General features: G+C 58.1%; 17 protein-coding genes. 5 read left to right on the top strand and 12 right to left on the bottom strand.

Annotated elements, in window-relative coordinates; translation table 11 throughout:
• Positions 1–126: 126 nt before the first annotated feature.
• From P346_RS07360 to P346_RS07370, 3 genes are read left to right on the top strand one after another with little or no spacing between them, the layout of a single operon-like run.
• Positions 127–597 carry a MarR family winged helix-turn-helix transcriptional regulator gene (locus P346_RS07360; protein ID WP_032660928.1) on the top strand — a complete coding sequence of 157 codons (471 nt, stop codon included), beginning with the start codon at positions 127–129 and terminating at the stop codon, positions 595–597.
• The gene (locus P346_RS07365) at positions 594–1,661 is read left to right on the top strand and encodes an HlyD family secretion protein (RefSeq protein WP_152537866.1); all 1,068 of its coding nucleotides are present in this window, start codon (positions 594–596) and stop codon (positions 1,659–1,661) included. Before P346_RS07360 ends, P346_RS07365 begins: the two co-directional genes overlap by 4 nt.
• Complete coding sequence (locus P346_RS07370) at positions 1,651–2,727, top strand: DUF2955 domain-containing protein (protein ID WP_032660923.1); 1,077 nt, start codon at positions 1,651–1,653, stop codon at positions 2,725–2,727. The genes P346_RS07365 and P346_RS07370 overlap by 11 nt, the downstream gene beginning before the upstream one ends.
• Here the strand turns inward: P346_RS07370 and P346_RS07375 are convergent.
• The 3 genes from P346_RS07375 to P346_RS07385 are packed head-to-tail and all read right to left on the bottom strand — an operon-like array spanning position 2,724 to position 5,443.
• Positions 2,724–3,995 carry a DUF445 domain-containing protein gene (locus P346_RS07375; protein WP_032660921.1) on the bottom strand — a complete coding sequence of 424 codons (1,272 nt, stop codon included), beginning with the start codon at positions 3,993–3,995 and terminating at the stop codon, positions 2,724–2,726. The genes P346_RS07370 and P346_RS07375 overlap by 4 nt on opposite strands.
• Before the next feature lie 3 nt (positions 3,996–3,998).
• Positions 3,999–4,652: a LysE family translocator gene (locus P346_RS07380; protein WP_032660918.1), complete on the bottom strand. Its 654-nt coding sequence runs from the start codon at positions 4,650–4,652 to the stop codon at positions 3,999–4,001.
• Positions 4,653–4,699: 47 nt separating this feature from the next.
• On the bottom strand, positions 4,700–5,443 hold the full coding sequence (locus P346_RS07385; protein WP_032660915.1) for a helix-turn-helix transcriptional regulator: 744 nt from the start codon (positions 5,441–5,443) through the stop codon (positions 4,700–4,702).
• A 151-nt stretch (positions 5,444–5,594) separates the two neighbouring features.
• Here P346_RS07385 and P346_RS07390 point away from each other — a divergent pair, with 151 nt between their 5' ends.
• A complete protein-coding gene (locus P346_RS07390; protein ID WP_032660912.1) occupies positions 5,595–6,965 on the top strand; it encodes an NAD-dependent succinate-semialdehyde dehydrogenase in 1,371 nt (456 codons plus the stop codon).
• Between the two features lie 44 nt (positions 6,966–7,009).
• Here the strand turns inward: P346_RS07390 and P346_RS07395 are convergent, their stop codons facing one another.
• Both P346_RS07395 and P346_RS07400 read right to left on the bottom strand, forming a co-directional pair.
• Positions 7,010–7,330, bottom strand: coding sequence for a hypothetical protein (locus P346_RS07395; RefSeq protein WP_032660910.1), 321 nt, complete (start codon positions 7,328–7,330; stop codon positions 7,010–7,012).
• The gene (locus tag P346_RS07400; protein ID WP_023310269.1) at positions 7,330–7,875 is read right to left on the bottom strand and encodes a YfaZ family outer membrane protein; all 546 of its coding nucleotides are present in this window, start codon (positions 7,873–7,875) and stop codon (positions 7,330–7,332) included. The genes P346_RS07395 and P346_RS07400 overlap by 1 nt, the downstream gene beginning before the upstream one ends.
• Positions 7,876–8,286: 411 nt before the next feature.
• Between P346_RS07400 and P346_RS07405 the strand changes: the two genes are divergently transcribed.
• Positions 8,287–9,645 carry an esterase-like activity of phytase family protein gene (locus P346_RS07405; RefSeq protein ID WP_032660908.1) on the top strand — a complete coding sequence of 453 codons (1,359 nt, stop codon included), beginning with the start codon at positions 8,287–8,289 and terminating at the stop codon, positions 9,643–9,645.
• A gap of 477 nt (positions 9,646–10,122) precedes the next feature.
• Here the strand turns inward: P346_RS07405 and yjiA are convergent, their stop codons facing one another.
• The 7 genes from yjiA to hpaA form a co-directional block, all read right to left on the bottom strand.
• Positions 10,123–11,076 (bottom strand): GTPase, encoded by a 954-nt coding sequence (gene yjiA / locus P346_RS07410; protein ID WP_032660905.1) that lies wholly within the window; start codon positions 11,074–11,076, stop codon positions 10,123–10,125.
• Between the two features lie 10 nt (positions 11,077–11,086).
• Entirely contained in the window at positions 11,087–11,290 is a 204-nt protein-coding gene (locus P346_RS07415; protein WP_003856610.1) for a YbdD/YjiX family protein, read from the bottom strand.
• 100 nt (positions 11,291–11,390) lie between these two features.
• Positions 11,391–13,544, bottom strand: a complete 2,154-nt coding sequence (locus P346_RS07420) for a carbon starvation CstA family protein (protein ID WP_032660903.1) — start codon at positions 13,542–13,544, stop codon at positions 11,391–11,393.
• 191 nt (positions 13,545–13,735) lie between these two features.
• Complete coding sequence (locus P346_RS07425; RefSeq protein ID WP_032660900.1) at positions 13,736–14,653, bottom strand: helix-turn-helix transcriptional regulator; 918 nt, start codon at positions 14,651–14,653, stop codon at positions 13,736–13,738.
• Positions 14,654–14,832: 179 nt separating this feature from the next.
• On the bottom strand, positions 14,833–15,345 hold the full coding sequence (locus tag P346_RS07430) for a 4-hydroxyphenylacetate 3-monooxygenase reductase subunit (protein WP_032660896.1): 513 nt from the start codon (positions 15,343–15,345) through the stop codon (positions 14,833–14,835).
• A gap of 17 nt (positions 15,346–15,362) precedes the next feature.
• Positions 15,363–16,925 carry a 4-hydroxyphenylacetate 3-monooxygenase, oxygenase component gene (hpaB, locus tag P346_RS07435; protein WP_032660893.1) on the bottom strand — a complete coding sequence of 521 codons (1,563 nt, stop codon included), beginning with the start codon at positions 16,923–16,925 and terminating at the stop codon, positions 15,363–15,365.
• Positions 16,926–17,143: 218 nt separating this feature from the next.
• A complete protein-coding gene (gene hpaA / locus P346_RS07440; RefSeq protein ID WP_032660891.1) occupies positions 17,144–18,034 on the bottom strand; it encodes a 4-hydroxyphenylacetate catabolism regulatory protein HpaA in 891 nt (296 codons plus the stop codon).
• Positions 18,035–18,038: the final 4 nt, after the last annotated feature.

Below are 18,038 nucleotides of genomic sequence, written 5' to 3'. Positions count from 1 at the left end.
TTGAGGGAGAGGGCTGGGGTGAGGGGGAGAACATCGTTTTCGCAATTCCTGCGCTTTTACCTCTCGTTTCTTGATACTTACCCTGATAACTATTATCTTGACCGCGTGTGACGAGAGGTTTCCCCCATGAGTGAAGAAGAACTGTTCAGCCGCAGGCCGATGGGCATGCGGATGGCGATGATCGTGCGCCAGTGGCGTGCCGTCATCGACGACGCCATTCTCGATACCGGGTTAACCCAGTCGAGCTGGACGGTGATGATGCAGCTTCATCAGCTCGGGGATAACGTCTCCGTGAGTGAGCTGGCGGAGGTGCAGGGCATTGAACTGCCGCCGCTGATGCGCACCCTGACACAGCTGGAAAAGCAGGGTTACCTGCTGCGCTCCGTATCGCCTTATGACAAGCGCATCCGGCTTCTGACGCTGACGCCTGAGGGAAAGGCCCTATTACAAAGGCTCACTCGGGTGATTGAGACCTATCAGGCGCGTGTATCGCAAAACATCGCGCCGGAACATATCGACATTTTCAGCGCCACCCTGAATCAATTCGCCTGCAATTTGCGGAAAATCCGCGAAGAAGATAACAAGACCGAAAAATAATGACCCCTGAACAAAAGTTTGCCCGCTGGGTAAGGGTGAGTATTGCCTCTTTCCTGCTGATGTTTGTCTACTTTATCGTCGCGGATATCTGGATCCCGCTGACGCCGGACTCCACCGTGATGCGCGTGGTGACGCCGGTTTCTCCACGCGTCTCCGGCTACGTGGCGGCGGTACATGTCCACAACAACAGCCAGGTGAAGAAAGGCGATCTGCTGTTTGAGCTCGACGACACGCCGTTTCGCAATAAAGTGGAAGCGGCGCAAATCGCGCTTGAGCAGGCACGCCTTTCCAACGAACAGCTGGACGCGCAGATCGCTGCCGCGCAGGCCAGCCTGAAAACCGCCGTGCTGACCGCGCGTAACGACAAAGTGACCTTCGATCGCTACCAGAAGCTGAGCACGCTGCAGAACGTCTCGCAGGCGGATCTGGACAAAGTTCGCACCACCTGGCAGAGCAGCGAGCAGTCCGTCAGCTCCATCCAGGCCAATATCCATAACCTGCGCATTCAGCGCGGCGAGCGGGACGAGCACCGCAACGTGACGCTGCAAAAATACCGTAACGCGCTGGATGACGCTGAGCTTAACCTCGGCTGGACGAAGGTTTACGCCCAGGCGGACGGTACGGTCAGTAACCTGCAGTTAAGCCCCGGTTTCTATGCCTCATCCGGCTCCGCCGCGCTGGCGCTGGTGAACAACCAGACCGATATCGTCGCCGATTTTCGCGAAAAAAGCCTGCGCCATACCCATCAGGGCACCGATGCCGCCGTGGTGTTTGACGCCTTCCCGGGGCACGTTTTCCGCGCCCACGTGACCAGCAGCGACGCGGGGATACTGGCGGGTCAGGAGGCCGTTAACGGCCAGCTGTCCGAGCCGGAAACCTCCAACCGCTGGGTGCGCGATGCCCAACGCATGCGTATTCACGTCGCGCTGGACGAAGAATTGCCGAAGCATCTGCCGACCGGCGCGCGCGCCACCGTGCAGCTCTACAACAGCGAGGGGCCATTTGCGCGCTTCTTCTCCGGGATGCAGATCCACCTGGTGAGCCTGCTTCACTATGTCTATTAGCACTCTGGCGCGGGTCTTTACCCCGCACGGCAACATCGTCTACACGGCAAACGACTTTCGCCAGACCCTGCGCATCGTCTTTGCCGGGATGATTGCGCTGAGCATCTCCAGCTTCTACAACACCAGCTACGGCGTATTTTTCGTGGTCTATCCGATCATGCTCCTGTCGCTGGTGCCGGTGTTTAACCGCCACGTGGCGAAGCAGTTTATCTTCAGCGCCGCGCTAAACTGCGTCGAAATGATCTTCATTATCGGCTATCTGTCGCAATGGCCGGTCATCATGACGCTGGTGGTGTTTGCCCAGTACGTGATGCGTTTTCGCTTTATGAGCAAGGGGCCGCTGTTCCTGTTTGGCTCAATGGGCGTGGTGTGCCAAAGCGTGATGCTCAACTTTATGAGCTACCCCACGACCAGCTGGCACACGCTGCTGTTTTCCAACATCGAAGCGAGCGTGATGGCGGTGTGCCTGAGCGCGCTGATGAACTATCTCCTGCCTGACGTGGAGCCCCGCAGGCCGCCGCCGCTGATTGAGAAAGACGATGCCCGCGTGCGCCACGAGTCGCTGCTCTCCGGCACCGTCGCGACGCTGATATTCGTGGTATTTCAGATTAGCGACTTAAGCGATTCGCTTTCGGCGCTGATGGCGGGGATTTTAATTCTGTTCCCAATGCACTACCGCGGTTCGGTGATGAGCTCGATCTGGCGCGTGGTCGGCGTGGTGCTGGGCTGTCTCTATATTCTGGTGGTGCAGCTGATCCTCTACGATCACAGCAGCCATATGCTGCTGATGATGCCCCTGATCGGCCTCGGGCTGGCGTTTGGCGCGCGCCTGCACGTGATGGAAAAGGTGGGCGCGGGCGTGGGGTTCTCCAGCATCACCACCATCGGCATTATGTTCGGGCAGAACATGCACCCGGATACTGACCTGGTGTTCAGCGATCTCTATCGCATCACCTCGGTCACCTTTTCGCTGGTCGCAACGCTGACGATGGTCTTCCTGGTGCACCTGATCCTCAACCGCTTCGAGGCGACGCGCTACGTCATCGCGCCACCCAAAGTAGATTAATGTCCCAGCACGGCAGGCAGCTGCGAGAGTAAAAACAGGATCAGGCCTATCGTCCCGCCGACCAGCGTGCCGTTGACGCGGATGAACTGCAGGTCTTTACCGATATTGAGCTCAATCTGGCGGGACATGTCTTTGGCGTCCCAGCTTTTGACCGTGTCGCTGATGTGTCGGGTCAGAAACGCCGCGAAATCCGGTGCGAGGCGGTGCGCGGCCTGCTCCAGATGCTCGTTCAGCGACGCCCGCAGGCTGGCGTCGTTAGACAGCGTTTCGCCAAACCACAGCCCGGCGTTGGCGATGCGCTGCTTCACCCGCGAATCCTCGCTTTGCATATCCGCTTTCAGCCACTGGCGCAGGTCGGCCCACATCTCACCCAGATAGCGGTTAAACGCCTCATCGTTTTTCAGGTAGTGCTTGATGTTGTCGGCTTTCGCCGCCATTTCCGGATCGTTTTTCAGGTTGTCGATAAGCTTCAGCGTGGCGCGGTCGAACGCCTGGCGGATCTGGTGCGTGCGGTCGTGGCTGATATCGTCCAGCAGCGTGTTCACCGCGTTCGACACCATCTCCGCGCTTTGATCGCCCAGCCACTCGGTGGGCAGCACCATCGCCTTGCGCGGGTGTTCGGTCTTCAGCCAGTGGACAATCTGATCGGCAATAAAGTCCCGCGTGCTTTCCCGCTGAATCAGGGTAATCAGACGGTTGATGATGGCGTCCAGCAGCACCTGGTGACGGTTGTTTTTGGTCATGCTTTCCAGCATCACGGCGCTGGTTTCGGTGAAATCGACCTTATCAATCGCCTTGTGCACCGCCCGTTTCAGCAGGCGCTGAATACGCCCGTCGTCGGTCAGTTCGAGAAAACCGCTCATCACCTGCATCAAGTGCAGCCCGACGCGCTGGGCGTTGTCCGGTTTGCTGAACCAGGCGCCGATCATCTGCGCAGGTTCATAGCGGCGAATCAACGCCACCAGCGATTGTGTGTCGAGAAACTTCTCCTGCACAAACTGGCCGAGATTGTCGCCGATCCGGTCTTTATTACGCGGGATAATCGCCGTATGGCGCGAGATAAAGGGAATCGGCACCCGGCGAAACAGCGCAACTACGGCAAACCAGTCTGCCAGCGCGCCGACCATCGCCGCCTCGGCAATGGCCTTCACGCCGCGCACCCAGAAGGTCTGCGGCAGGAACAGGGTGGTGATAAACGCCGCGGCGGCAACCAGCAGCAGCGACAGCGCCAGCAGCTTGGCGCGTTTGAGTTCAGCTATTTTTTCCATGGGTTAAGGATAGAGGGAAGCGGGGGGAAAGTGCAAAAACCGCCATAGCACCCATCCCCCAAACCCCGTCAGCACCACCCCTGCCGTGCGCTCAATCCAGCACAGCGAACGGCTGAGCTTCTGTTGTACCGCCGATAGCCCCATCAGCGACACCAGCGCCAGATCCCACACCAGCACCACCGACACCATCCAGACGCCGCAGGTCGCCTGCTGAAGCAGCGTGACGTCCGGCCCCAGCAGCGCCGTCATCAGCGCCAGATAGAACAGCGCGTTCTTCGGGTTTAACAGCGCCGAACCTAACCCCAGCAGGATCTGCTTGCGCAGCGAAGGGAAGCGCTGGTGGGTTTCATTCAGCGCCAGCGCCTGCTGGCGGCTGCGAATCAGATGCGAGCCGATCCACAGCAGGTACAGCGCTCCGCAAAGCTCGATCAGCGTAAACAGCCACGTAAACTGGCGCAGCGCGCTCCAGCCGATAATCACCAGAAGAATATAAAGCGCGTTGCCCGCGGCAATGCCGATGCACAACCCGGCGCTGCCGCGTAGCCGATAGCGCGCGGCGTAGCCCACCAGCAGGAAGAAATCCGGGCCCGGGCTTAGCAGGGCGACAAAGTGCGCCAGCGCCAGGGCGAGAAAAGCGGAAGGGAAGAACAGTTCCATAGCGACCTCGGTTAATAATCCGAAGCCAGCGTACGGGGCTGCAAAACCTATTTATTGTCTGATATTGATCGGCCCGTGGCGTACTGGCGCGGCGTGGCGGCGGTATAGCTGACGAAGGTCTTATGAAAATGGCTCTGGTCGGCAAAGCCGCTCTGGTAGCCGACGTCGGCAATATCATCCCCGGCGCGCAGCCGCGCTTTAGCGTACTCCACGCGGGAGATGTTGAGAAAGCTGCCCGGCGTCAGGCCTGTGTCCTGCCTGAAGGTGCGAATCAGCGTCTCCTTGCGCAGCGAGAAGCGTTGGGCAAGCTCGTCGAGGGAAGGCGGGCTGGTGAGATCGGAAAGAAATGCTTGCTGAATCTGCTGGCTGGTTGCGCGAAGCGCGTCTGCGCTATCCGCGCCGTGGGGGAGGGCAGAAAGCAGCGTCTCCAGTGATGCCGGAGACAGGGTCTCGGCAACGTCCAGGTAATGGGCAAACAGGGTTGGGCTACGAATCACCTGTAGCGCCAGCGGAAGCCCGGTGTCGATATAGAGCATATGGTAGCTGCGCGGTTGCCCGGCGACGGGGTTACAGCTGTGCGGCGCACGGGCCGGGATCACGATGAGGTCCCCGGGGTTAAGGATGTACTCTCTGTCAAAACACACGCAGCAGGTCTGGCCCTCCACAATCGCGCCGATGGAGAGCTGAGGGTGACTATGACGTTTGTACGCCTGCGTACTCTGCCAGGTGCTGCGTAGCTCAAGGCCTGAGGCGCGGTGAAAAGTCTGGCGGACGTGTCGGGTATAGGTCATGGGCGCTCCTTCTGAAGGTTTTTTATACCATGTCAGCGAACCGTCTGGCAGCGCTTCATTAAGAACCTTCCGGATATACCCAACTTTACGTCCATAGCCAGTCATGTTGACTACCCTTAATACCCTAAGCGGTAAAACAAGGAGATTCGACATGGCTTATCAGACAGTAAATCCTGCCACTAACCAGCTCATCAAAGAATACCCCTCGCATACCGACGCGGATATCGAAGCGGCGCTCAGGGCGGCCGATGCGCTTTATCATTCGGAGTGGGCGAAAGGCGACATCAGCCAGCGCCTGCCGGTGCTGCATAAGCTCGCCGACCTGATCGACGAGCGCGTGGAGGATCTGGCGAAAATCGCCAGCCAGGAAATGGGTAAGCTCATCGAACAGAGCCGCGGCGAGGTGAAGCTGTGCGCGCAGATCGCCCGCTACTACGCCGACAACGCGAAGCAGTTCCTGGCGCCGGTGAAATATGATTCAGAACTCGGTGAAGCCTGGGTGGAGCATCACCCCATCGGCGTGCTGATGGCCGTTGAGCCGTGGAACTTCCCGTATTACCAGCTGATGCGCGTTCTGGCGCCGAACCTGGCGGCGGGGAACCCCGTCATCGCTAAGCATGCCAGCATCGTGCCGCACTGCGCTGAGACCTTTGCGCATCTGGTGCGCGAGGCGGGCGCGCCGGAAGGGGCGTGGACTAACCTGTTTATCTCGTCCGAGCAGGTGGCAAAAATTATCGCTGACGATCGCGTGCAGGGCGCTGCGCTAACTGGCTCCGAAAAAGCGGGCAGCGTGGTGGCCGCGCAGGCGGCGAAGCACATCAAGAAATCCACGCTGGAGCTGGGCGGTAACGACGTGTTCGTGGTGCTGGATGATGCAGATCTTGAGAAGGCCGTGAAAATTGGCGTGAATGCGCGACTCAATAACGCCGGGCAGGTCTGCACCGCGGCGAAGCGCTTTATCCTGCATGAAAAGATTGCGGATGCCTTCCTGAGCAAATTCACCGAGGCGTTTAAGCAGGTGAAGATTGGCGATCCGCTGGACGAAAGCACCACGCTGGGGCCGCTGTCGTCTAAAGATGCGCTCGAAACGCTGACCAAACAGGTTAACGAGGCGGTGAAAAACGGTGCGACGCTGCACTATGGCGGCAAACCGGCGCAGCGCGACGGGAGTTTCTTCGAACCGACGATCCTGACGAATATCTCCCGCGATAACCCGGCGTACTTCGAGGAGTTCTTCGGCCCGGTAGCGCAGATGTACGTGGTGAAAAACGACGACGAGGCGGTCGCGCTGGCGAACGACTCCTACTACGGCCTTGGCGGGGCGGTATTCAGCCAGGACATCGAGCGCGCGAAGAAAATGGCGTCGCGGATTGAGACCGGGATGGTGTACATCAACTGGCTCACCGATACCGCGCCAGAGCTGCCGTTCGGCGGCGTGAAGCGCTCCGGCTACGGGCGCGAGCTGTCGGATCTGGGGATCAAAGAGTTTGTGAACCAGAAGCTGGTGGTGGTGCGTAAGTAAGAGATAATAAAAAACCTGCCATCCGGCAGGTTTTTTTAAAGGGATTATTGCACTTCGATCTTGTCCCAGCCGCTTTTGAACATGCAGCTGTCGACTAGCGTATCCCGGCGATATTCGTTCGCGTCTTCAACCGTGTAGCTCGTGGAAATATCCTTTTTCTTGTTCTTTTTGTCCGTTTTTTCCGAGCTGGATCCCGTCACGACGTTATCCGGGGGCAGATCGATCAGCGCCTGCGCTTCGCATTCCGTGAGCTTTTTATTCATTTCCGCATCGCTGACGCCCGGTTTCACCCATTTGTACTGGACGCAGCCGGTGAGCATCAGCGTGAGGCTCAGAACGCAAAGCGCGGTCATGCGGTGTTTCATCAGAAGGTGACTCCACCGCCTACATATGCGCCGTCAATCAGCGTGTGGCCAGGACGGCCGTCTTTGCCGTCCACGCTCACGTGGCGGTAGCCTACTTTCAGGGTCACTGGCGTAATTGGCGTCCAGCTTACGCCGCCGTTGGCTTCGACGTAGTTTTTCACGCTGTTGTTCAGCCCTTCTGGCGCCACATAGCCTTCACCGTACACGTGGATGCTGTCGGTCAGGGCAACGTTTACGCCGCCGCCAATCGGGAACGCCACGCCGTTATCGCCTTTTTTCGGGCCGAGGTAGATGGCTTTTGCACCCGCATTCAGCATCACCGGGCCAAGACCCAGGTTGTAGCCTGCGCCCACGCCCCCGGTCTGGGTACCGTCATCGGTGTTTTTGAGCCAGTTGCTTTCGAGATAAACACCGGATGAGGATTTCCCCATTTCCAGATTGAGGTTGGTAAAGTTTTTACCCTGCTCAACGGTGCCGCCCATCGCCAGTGCGGAACCCGATACGGCAGCCAGAGCAGAAAGAAGAAGGATATTCAGTTTTTTCATGTTTTATGCCTCGTCATTAAATTCATCTGGGCGCACCTTAACAAGCGATGTTAATGACTGCAAATGTGATATAAATCGCGGCTTTATACTGATATTGTTAACTTTTTTATTGAAGTTGTTGCAATGATGTTTGATTGTCAGGGTGTCAACAGGGGATGTTTTTAGCGTTTAGGAACCGTTTAGTTTTTTGACTAAACATAAACTGAACGAGGCGGGGATAGTGATTTGAGATGAATTAATTGGGTTTCTAATAATTTCCAAAAATGTTTCACCTGTCACATAAAACAACAAAGCCTTACATTTCGAGCGATGAATATACGTTCAATCGCGCAGGTCGGTTTCCTTTTCATGTCATTTTTCTGACACGTTTATTCTTTACGTTGTTGGCTTCACTAACTGGATGCTAACAATATGAAAAGAAAAATTATTCCTGTGCTAATCGGCTGTGCGCTCTCTTTCTCTGGCCTGGCGGCGCAGCCTACTGCTGAGCGCTATGTCGTCAGCTTCCCTGAAGGCTCCCATGTGAGCTACAGCGGCGCGTTTGCCAGTGCCTTTCCGAACGGACTCCCCGTGGGAATCGGTTCTGGCCTGCTGTTTACGGGCAAGCAGGGCGACGCCCTGACCTTTGCGACCGTGACCGATCGCGGTCCAAACGCCGATGCGCCAAAAATGGGTAAAAACGAAGCCAAAATATTTGTCACGCCAGATTTCGCGCCGCTGCTGATGACCATCCGCGTTCAGAACGGCAAAGCGGAGGCTGTCGATGCCCGCCCGCTGCATGATGACAAAGGCGAGATTAACGGTCTGCCGCTGCAAAGCGGCGTGATTGGTTCCACCAATGAAGTGGCGTTCAGCGACACCCTCAAGATCCTGAAGGGTGACAACCGCGGGCTGGACACGGAAGGCATCACGCCGGACGGGAAAGGCGGCTACTGGCTGTGCGACGAATATGGCCCGTTCCTGATTAACGTCGACGGCAAAGGGAAGATCCTGGCGATCCACGGGCCGCAGGCCGCGGAAGGGGAGAAAACCATCGCGGGCGGCCTGCCAAACATTATCAAATGGCGCCAGGCGAACCGTGGCTTTGAAGGCCTGACCCGTATGCCGGACGGACGTATTATCGCCGCCGTGCAAAGCACGCTGGATATCGACGGCAAGAGCAAAAAGCAGGCGCTGTTTACGCGTCTGGTGAGCTTCGACCCGGCAACCGGGAAAACGGCGATGTACGGTTACCCTATCGACAGCGCGGCCTATGGCAAAAACAGCGACGCCAAAATCGGCGACATCGTGGCGCTCGATGACCAGCACATCCTGCTGATTGAGCAGGGAAGCGATAAAAACGACGGCATGCGTAACCTGATTTACAAGGTGGATCTCAGCAAGGCGAGCGACCTTTCCGCCTTTGACAAGCCGGGTGAGTACCCGGAGTTTGATGATGAGAAAACCCTGGCGCAGCGCGGCATAACGCTTGCGGCTAAAACGCAGGTCGTGGATCTGCGCGCGCTGGGCTGGCAGCAGGAGAAGGCCGAAGGGCTGGCGCTGATCGACAGCAAAACGCTTGCGGTGGCGAACGATAACGACTTTGGCGTGAAGGTGGCGATGCAAAACCCGGTCGAGGGCAAGAAGCTTAAGGATTATCGGGTTAACGCGGAAGGCAAGCTGACGCTGGATGATAAACCGGTTGAAACCACGCTCAGCGTGAAGCCGCTGAAGAAGCCGGAGTCGGACAGCGAGCTGTGGATTGTGACGCTGCCGGAAGCGGTGAAATAGGTTTACCCTTCTTGCTAAAGGCTGGGGGGATCCCCACAAGATAATGCCTGCACAGACGGCTCCCTCTCCCTTGAGGGAGAGGGCTGGGGTGAGGGGGAACATACGGCTGTGGGGGTTATTCCGTTCACTTAATGTTCCTTGCTACTCTGTAACGGCATGACCTGTGAACGTGCCAGGGTGGCTCAATCGCCACCACCCTGGCGACCCGGGCTCCCGGCGGTAAATCGCCGCTTCGCGGTACCCTCAGCTTATTCCTTCAGGCTATCGGGTCGGGCATGAGCCTGCATCCCTGCAGGCCACGCCCTCTCGGCGCATCCCTGCGCCTCGCCCCGGCCTTACGGAAACGCCTCGGCGATTTACAGCCGGACCAGGGCATCGCTGTAATCTATTAATTTTTCTGAAGCAACATTCATCGCTTCCGGTTAAAAAATTTCCGAGGATCCCTCAGCCCCACAGGAGAGAGGGGATGCATGGCGGTTATTTTTTCAGACCCGCAAACGCCGCCCGAATTTCTTCTTCCGGCAGCTGTATGCCTATAAACACCATCACGCTGCGCGGCGCTTCATCGCCCCACGGTCTGTCCCAGTCTGCGCTGTACAGGCGCTGCACGCCCTGGAACAGCAGGCGGTTCGGCTCGCCCTCAATCCACAGCATCCCTTTGTAGCGCAGCAGCTTGTCGGCAAACGACAGCAGCAGGTTTTCCATCACGCGCGAGACCTCGCTGATGTCCACCGGGTAGTCCAGCTCGACCACTATCGACGCCACGTCGTTTTGCTTATCTCCCATAAAGTGGAAGCGCGGTTTTGCGGTGACGTTCTCTTCCAGCATAAAGCCGTTGGTGTTGAACAGCTGAGACAGATCGATGTCGCCATGCGTCACCGTGTAAATCGGCGCGCGGGAGTTAATGCGGGTCAGGCGCTCGCGCAGCTTAACGCTTTCGCCCGCCACGTCGGTTTTGGTCAGCAGGATGCGGTCAGCGTAGCCCACCTGAGACTGGGCGATGGTGAACTGGTTCATCTGCTCGTCGGCGTGAACCGCATCGACCAGGGCAATCACGCCGTCCAGCAGGTAGCGCTGGCAGAGGATTTCGTGAGAGAAAAAGGTCTGAATAATCGGGCCGGGGTCGGCCATGCCGGTGCACTCGATCACCAGGCGGTCAAAGTCGATCTCGCCGCGATCGCGGCTGTCGAGCAGGTCCAGCAGGGCGTCTTCCAGCTCGTTAGAGCGGGTGCAGCAGATGCAGCCGTTGGTGAGAGTTTTGATCTGGGTGGCGCGATCGCCAATCAGCTGATCGTCTACCGAGACCTCACCGAATTCGTTTTCGATGACGGCGATTTTGAAGCCGTGCTGTTCATTCAGGATGTGGCGCAGCAGGGTGGTTTTACCGGCGCCGAGAAAACCGGTCAGCAGGGTAACGGCAATCGGGGTCATGGTCTCTCCTTTAGCAGCAGCGGACGCCGCCTTCTCCACTTCCGCCGTAGCGCGCTTCCTGACGCTCGCGGAAGAATTCGGTGTAGGTCATGTACGGCTTATCCGGATGGTTGGTCTTCATATGCTCAACGTAGTTGTCATAGTCCGGAATGCCAATCAGCATTTTCGCCGCCTGACCGAGGTATTTTTTTGCTTCGCCTAAGTTACCAAACATTGTGGGTTCCAGACAGAAAAAGCCCGGCGATGTGGGTCCGCTGGGCTTATGTTCCCCTCACCCCAGCCCTCTCCCAAAGGGAGAGGGGGAGGATTGCGGATTAATGGTGTGAAGAGGTATTCACGCCGCCTTCCGGCACCGGCACGTACGGGGTTTCTTTATCCGTACGGCCGTCGGCGTTGCGCACGTTAAGCCAGGTTTTGATGCCGTAGAAGATGATGCTGTACACCACCACCAGGAACAGAATGCTCAGACCCGCGTTGGTGTAGTTGTTCACCACGATATGGTTCATGTTGGCAATCTGCTGCGCGGTCAGATCCGCGCCGCCTGCGGCAATCTTCTCTTTGTACTGGTTAGCCATGAAGAAGAAGCCTTCCAGCTGCGGGTTGGCGCTGAACAGCTTCAGGCCAAGCGCCCAGGTGGTGCAGAGCAGCAGCCACAGCGCAGGAACAACCGTTACCCAGATGTATTTGGTGCGTTTCATCTTCACGAGGACCACGGTACCGAGCACCAGAGCAACGGCTGCGAGCATCTGGTTAGAGATACCGAACAGCGGCCACAGGCTCTTCACGCCGCCGAGCGGGTCGACAACGCCCTGATACAGGAGGTAGCCCCACAGGCCGACGCAGCCGGCAGTACCCAGAATGCCCGCCACCAGAGAATCGGTTTTCTTCAGGAACGGCACGAAGTTACCGAGCAGGTCCTGCAGCATGAAGCGGCCCGCACGGGTACCAGCGTCCAGCGCGGTCAGGATGAACAGCGCTTCGAACAGAATACCGAAGTGGTACCAGAAGCCCATGTCCGCCCACGGCAGCACTTTGTGGAACACGTGTGCGATACCGACGGCAAGCGTAGGTGCACCACCTGCGCGGTTCAGCACGGACGGTTCGCCGATGTCCTTCGCCGTCTGCATGATCTGCTCAGGCGAAATCACGAAGCCCCAGGAGCTGACGGTCGCCGCCGCGTGTGCGCTCGCGTCCTTCAGCTGCGCCATAATCAGCGCCGCGTTATCGCCGCCCATTTCGTGCAGGTTTGGCATGGTAATGCCGAGGCCCGCAGGCGGGGTGTTCATCGCGAAGTACAGACCCGGTTCGATGATGGACGCTGCAACCAGCGCCATGATCGCCACGAAGGACTCCATCAGCATCGCGCCGTAGCCGATCAGACGCGCGTCTTTCTCGTTCGCCAGCAGCTTAGGCGTGGTGCCGGACGCAATCAGGGCGTGGAAGCCGGAGACCGCACCGCAGGCGATGGTGATGAACAGGAACGGGAACAGGGCGCCTTTCCACAGCGGGCCGGTGCCGTCGATGTACTGGGTTACCGCAGGCATTTTCAGATCCGGGTTAATCACCAGGATGCCGATCGCCAGACCGACGATAACGCCGATTTTCAGGAAGGTCGCCAGGTAGTCACGCGGGGCCAGAATCAGCCAGACCGGCAGCAGCGCGGAGATAAACGCATAGCCAATCAGCGCGAAGGTAATGGTGGTGTCTTTGAAGGTCAGCGCCGGGCCCCAGTACGGGTCGTGCGCAATCACGCCGCCGAAGTAGATGGAGGCCACCAGCAGCACGATACCAATCACCGACACTTCACCCACGCGTCCCGGACGCAGGAATCGCATGTAGATCCCCATGAACAGCGCAATCGGTACGGTTGAGCAGACGGTGAAGACGCCCCACGGGCTTTCGGCCAGCGCTTTCACCACGATCAGGGCCAGCACCGCGAGGATGATGATCATAATCAGGAAGCAGCCGAACAGGGCGATGGTCCCCGGCACGCGGCCCATCTCTTCTTTGACCATCTCACCCAGAGAGGCGCCGTTACGGCGAGAAGAGATAAACAGCACCATAAAGTCCTGCACCGCACCCGCCAGCACCACGCCGGCGAGCAGCCACAGGGTACCCGGCAGGTAGCCCATCTGCGCGGCCAGCACCGGGCCCACCAGCGGGCCTGCACCGGCGATAGCGGCAAAGTGGTGACCAAACAGCACGTAGCGGTTGGTTGGCACGTAGTTCAGGCCGTCATTGTTAATGACCGCCGGGGTGGCGCGCGTCGGGTCGAGCTTCATGACCTTCTGCGCGATGTACAAGCTGTAGTAGCGATAAGCAACAAGATAGACGGAAACCGACGCGACCACGATCCACAGGGCGCTTACGTGTTCGCCCCGGCGTAATGCGACAACCGCCAGACAGAAAGCGCCGAGGATCCCGAGTAAGGCCCAGGGCACGTGCTTCAGTAGTTTTTTAGTATCCATAGTAAGACCTGGTTTTTTATGTAAAGAAAAAAGGGTCAGGGTTCGTTGTGAGGAGGTATTGATTAATGCTGGAGCGATCGTGCCAGATCCTCGCGCATGTAAAGGACGGTAAATGAATGAGTGGTTGAAAGTGCCGGGTGAGCGGTCAAAGGGGGCGACGAGCGGTTCCGGCTCGCCGCCAGGGGTCGAAATTATGTGATTGAGATCACTTGATTATTCGGGTTACGCTCCACCGCCAGATAGTTCTCCAGCGTTCTAATCAGTTTTTCCTTCAGCCAGCTCGGCTCCAGAATCTGAATATGTGGCAGCCAGTAGAACAGCAGCGGCAGGATCTGGTTCTCGTGCGCCGCCTGGCAGCGCAGCGTGACGCCGCCCTGTTGCTCCTCCAGCAGCTCCTGTTCCGGCAGAAGATCGCGGCGCAGGAAGTAATGTGAAATATTATCTTTGATAAATATTTTCACCGCGAAAGTATTTTCAGATACCCAGGGATCGAGGCTTTTCTCCAGCAGCTCAAGAACATTTTCTTCCGGGGTGAAGGTCGTCTTCTGAATATCAAACCAGCTAATCTGGCTCAATGAGAAGGATTTCAGGCGGCTATTTTCGGTGGCTTGTAAATACCATATATTTTTTTTGTTAATGAGTTTATAGGGATTAATCAGACGGGTTTTCCCCTTATAAACAATCTGACAAACATTATGGTTTTTAATCGATCTCTCGATTTTCGTTAAATGACGGCGAATATCGCGCTGTACCGTGTGTTCGGCTTCATTCGCAAGAATAAGAATATGGTTTTCGTCAACGCGCGTTTCAAGATTCTGCCAGAATTCCGTATTTCTTTCAGGGAAAAAGCTGTCGGCATTCAGGAAGTTAGCAAGGGTGTGGTGTAAGCCTTGTCCGCCGGGCGATTGTGCAGAATGAATCAGTCGATATAGCCCGTTACCGGTATGTTCAACAATGGGAGAGAGGGCATTTAAATCCCGGTAGACGGTGCGCTCGGTAATTTTAAATTTCTCCATTAGCGCACTGCGGTTTACCACACCGTTTAAATGTAGCTCAACCAGAATATCGACCAGACGTTCAGCCGAGCGGCTCCGCGTCGTTTTAGCCATAAGGTCATCCTGTATATTTAGGTATGCGCTGAATGATGCGGATGCACTGACAGGTGGTGTCAGTATTCAGTCACATAAAATTTCTCTTATGGGTATATAACGGCGTGATTTAGCGGAAACCTTAGGAGTTTTTGTAGAAAGCGGCGCTGGCCGGAAAAAAAGGCCAGCGCGAGGGGGGATCACACGGCGGCTTCCGCCTCCAGCATGACCGGGTGGAAACGGCGCTTGAAGTAGATCAGGCCGTGTCCCGCGTCGCTCAGAATGATATTTTTAATTTCAACAAGGTAGACAAGATGCGTGCCGATGGTTTGCACCTGGCTAATCTCGCCCTCAAGGCTGGCGAGCGCGCCCTTGAGCACCGGCTGCGCCAGCGGCCCTTTCTGCCAGCAGGAGAGGGTAAAGCGTTCCTCCATCGTCATACCGGTCATCCCGGCGAAATGGCGAGCCATGATCTCCTGCTCGTGGTTCAGTACGTTAACGCACAGCCTGCCGTTGCCCTGAAATACCGGGTTCATGGCGCTGTTGGCGTTGATGCACACCATAACCGACGGCGGGGTGTCCGTGACCGAACAGACGGCGGTGGCGGTAATGCCGCAGCGGCCCGCCTCGCCCTCGGTGGTGACCACATTGACCGCCGCCGACAGGCTGCTCATTGCGTCGCGAAAACGCAGGCGTTGTTCATCTGAATGCATTGCAACCTCCCGCTGCGCTATTTCAGCAGCTTGTCGAGCATGTTGATATCGGTGTTGTTGTGCAGGTGCGGCACCGTCCAGCCGTGCTGGTCGTATTCGGACATGCAGCGGTCGACCATCGCCATCATCTTGTCCATATTGCCGGAGCTCTGCGCCTGGCGCAGACACTGCAGGCGGATCTCATCCTGGCTCCCGGAGTAATTGATTTCGTACAGCTCGTGACGGCCGCCAAACTCGCTGCCGATGGCGTCCCACATCAGCTTCAAAATCTTGATACGTTCGACGTGGTCCATGCCGTTGGAGCCGCGCACGTATTTCGCCAGATACTGGTCGATCTGCGGGTTGTTCAGATCCCGGGCGCTGGACGGCAGGTAGATCAGACCGGACGTAACGTTACGCTCGATGATGTTCTTGATCTTGGCGTAGGCCATCGGCGCCATCACGCGGTAGGTTTGCAGCGCGGCGTGATCCGGCAGATACGCGCCGTTGACCCACGGGGTGGCTTCGGAGCACATGGAGTCGCTCAGCGCCCAGAACATGTTGCGCCAGGCCACCACTTCGCCGAGATCCGCCTGCACGCCGCGGAACTCCAGGGTACCGGTGCACTCGAGCGATTTCTTCAGCAGGGCGGTAATGAAGTCGAGCTTCACCGCCAGGCGAACGCAGGCCTGCAGCGGGTACATCCGCGCAAAGCCGCCTTCCATCGTCCAGCGACGGCAGCGGTCGAAATCGCGGTAGATCAGCACGTTTTCCCACGGGATCAGCACGTGATCCATCACCAGGATCGCGTCGTTCTCGTCGAAGCGGCTGGAGAGCGGGTAGTCGTACGGGGATCCGGTTGCGCCTGCCACCATCTCGTAAGAGGCGCGGGAGATCAGCTTCACGCCTTCGGCATCCATCGGCGCGACGAACATCAGCGCGAAGTCCGGGTTTTCGCCCATCACCTGCGCGGAGCCGAAGCCGATCATGTTGTAGTGGGTCAGCGCCGAGTTGGTTGCCACCACCTTCGCACCGCTGACGATGATCCCGGCGTCGGTCTCTTTCTCCAGCTTGATGTAGACGTCTTTCACCTCGTCCGCCGGCTTGTGGCGGTCGATCGGCGGGTTAACGATGGCGTGGTTGAAGTACAGGCCGGTTTCCTGAATGCGCGTGTACCAGCTGCGGGCGTTCTGTTCGAACTGGCCGTAGAAGGCCGGGTTGGCGCCGAGCGCGCAGCCGAACGCGGCCTTGTAGTCCGGCGTGCGGCCCATCCAGCCGTAGCTCAGGCGCGACCACTCGGCGATAGCGTCGCGCTGCTGGCGCAGGTCGTCGGCGCTTTTCGCCACGCGGAAGAACTTGTGGGTATAGCCGCCGCTGCCGGTGTCGGTGCCCCAGCAGAGGGTGTCCTGCATGTCCGGCTTGTGCAGCGCGTCGTACATCTGCGCGATAGAGGCCGCCGCGTTGCGAAACGCCGGATGGGTGGTGACGTCTTTGACGCGCTCGCCGTAGATGTAAATTTCACGGCCATCCTGCAGGCTTCTTAAATACTCTTCGCCGGTTAACGGACGTTTGGCATCAGCGCGGAAATCTTCAGGCTTCATAGGGACCTCGTATCGGAATAGTGTTGTTAAATTTATGTTTTGTTTTTGTTGTTTAATTGAAGCCTGAGAGGGGCGTAACGTGAAGGGACGATTGGGACAACGGCGGGTACTTTTCGGGCGGGATGTGGTTTTGTGATCTGTGCGGCTTTTCGGCGGGTGGCGCTGCGCTTACCCGCCCTACGGACCGTAGCCCCGGTAAGCGTAGCGCCACCGGGGAATTACGACACCGGTACTTTCTGCGCCCGATACGCGCTCGGCGAGCATCCCACTAAGCGGTTAAAAAAGCGGGCAAAATAGGCCGGATCCTTAAACCCCAGCTGCCAGGCAATCTCGCTGACCGCGCTGTCGGAAAAGAGCAGCAGCCGCCTGGCTTCGCGCAGCTGGCGGTCGAAGATCAGCCGCTTCGGCGGGCGGTTGGCGAAGCGGCGGCAGATGTCGGTCAGGCGGGATTCGGTCAGGTGCAGCTCGCTGGCGTATTCCGGGACCGTCCAGTGCTGGTGGTAGTGGACATCTATCAGCTGGGTAAAGCGCTGGAACAGCTTCAGCTCGCCGCGCATGCCGCCCGAAGCGTGGTCGTCGAGCTTCGCGTTGCGCAGCAGCAGGGTAAACACCGCCTGCGCCAGCAGGACCAGCGTGTGTTCGCGCCCCGGCAGCTGTTCCGTCGATTCCCGGGCAATGAGCTGCCAGTAGTGCTTCAGCGCCGCCAGCTCGTCCGGCCTGTCGGCCAGCGAGAGGCAGATCCCCGGCAGGCCAAACGCTTCCCGCGTGCCGGGGTAGAGCACCTCCAGCAGCGGCCAGATCAGATCCTCACGCACCGTCAGCACGTGCCCGTCGCTGTCGGATTCGGTGATAAACGCGTGCGGCACCGACGGCGGCGTCAGGACGAACAGCGGGGCCTGTACCGAGTAGCGGTGATCGTCGAGCTGGAGCTCAATCTGCCCGGTATCGAGAAAGTGCATCTGAAAATACTGGTCGTGACGATGCGCCTGCATGTCGCGGCCAAAAAAGGCCGCCATGCGCGCGAACGACTGGTAGTGCACATCGTCGGTGCCCAGACTTTCGTCGTACTCCTTGCTGATGTCGATGTTGGTAATGGGGCTCTGGCACATGGCG

This window comes from Enterobacter sp. DC1 (genome assembly GCF_000568075.1).
GTDB lineage: Bacteria > Pseudomonadota > Gammaproteobacteria > Enterobacterales > Enterobacteriaceae > Enterobacter > Enterobacter asburiae.
The sequence above is the reverse complement of the archived record's forward strand: the minus strand, read 5'-3'. Positions and strand labels throughout refer to the sequence as shown.

Coding starts and splice junctions, on each gene's coding strand:
- P346_RS07425 (WP_032660900.1), bottom strand. CDS start 14,653: ATGGCTAAAACGACGCGGAGCCGCTCGGCTGAACGTCTGGTCGATATT.
- P346_RS07375 (WP_032660921.1), bottom strand. CDS start 3,995: ATGGAAAAAATAGCTGAACTCAAACGCGCCAAGCTGCTGGCGCTGTCG.
- P346_RS07405 (WP_032660908.1), top strand. CDS start 8,287: ATGAAAAGAAAAATTATTCCTGTGCTAATCGGCTGTGCGCTCTCTTTC.
- P346_RS07380 (WP_032660918.1), bottom strand. CDS start 4,652: ATGGAACTGTTCTTCCCTTCCGCTTTTCTCGCCCTGGCGCTGGCGCAC.
- P346_RS07415 (WP_003856610.1), bottom strand. CDS start 11,290: ATGTTTGGTAACTTAGGCGAAGCAAAAAAATACCTCGGTCAGGCGGCG.
- hpaB (WP_032660893.1), bottom strand. CDS start 16,925: ATGAAGCCTGAAGATTTCCGCGCTGATGCCAAACGTCCGTTAACCGGC.
- P346_RS07420 (WP_032660903.1), bottom strand. CDS start 13,544: ATGGATACTAAAAAACTACTGAAGCACGTGCCCTGGGCCTTACTCGGG.
- hpaA (WP_032660891.1), bottom strand. CDS start 18,034: ATGTGCCAGAGCCCCATTACCAACATCGACATCAGCAAGGAGTACGAC.
- yjiA (WP_032660905.1), bottom strand. CDS start 11,076: ATGACCCCGATTGCCGTTACCCTGCTGACCGGTTTTCTCGGCGCCGGT.
- P346_RS07430 (WP_032660896.1), bottom strand. CDS start 15,345: ATGCATTCAGATGAACAACGCCTGCGTTTTCGCGACGCAATGAGCAGC.
- P346_RS07385 (WP_032660915.1), bottom strand. CDS start 5,443: ATGACCTATACCCGACACGTCCGCCAGACTTTTCACCGCGCCTCAGGC.
- P346_RS07400 (WP_023310269.1), bottom strand. CDS start 7,875: ATGAAAAAACTGAATATCCTTCTTCTTTCTGCTCTGGCTGCCGTATCG.
- P346_RS07360 (WP_032660928.1), top strand. CDS start 127: ATGAGTGAAGAAGAACTGTTCAGCCGCAGGCCGATGGGCATGCGGATG.
- P346_RS07390 (WP_032660912.1), top strand. CDS start 5,595: ATGGCTTATCAGACAGTAAATCCTGCCACTAACCAGCTCATCAAAGAA.
- P346_RS07370 (WP_032660923.1), top strand. CDS start 1,651: ATGTCTATTAGCACTCTGGCGCGGGTCTTTACCCCGCACGGCAACATC.
- P346_RS07395 (WP_032660910.1), bottom strand. CDS start 7,330: ATGAAACACCGCATGACCGCGCTTTGCGTTCTGAGCCTCACGCTGATG.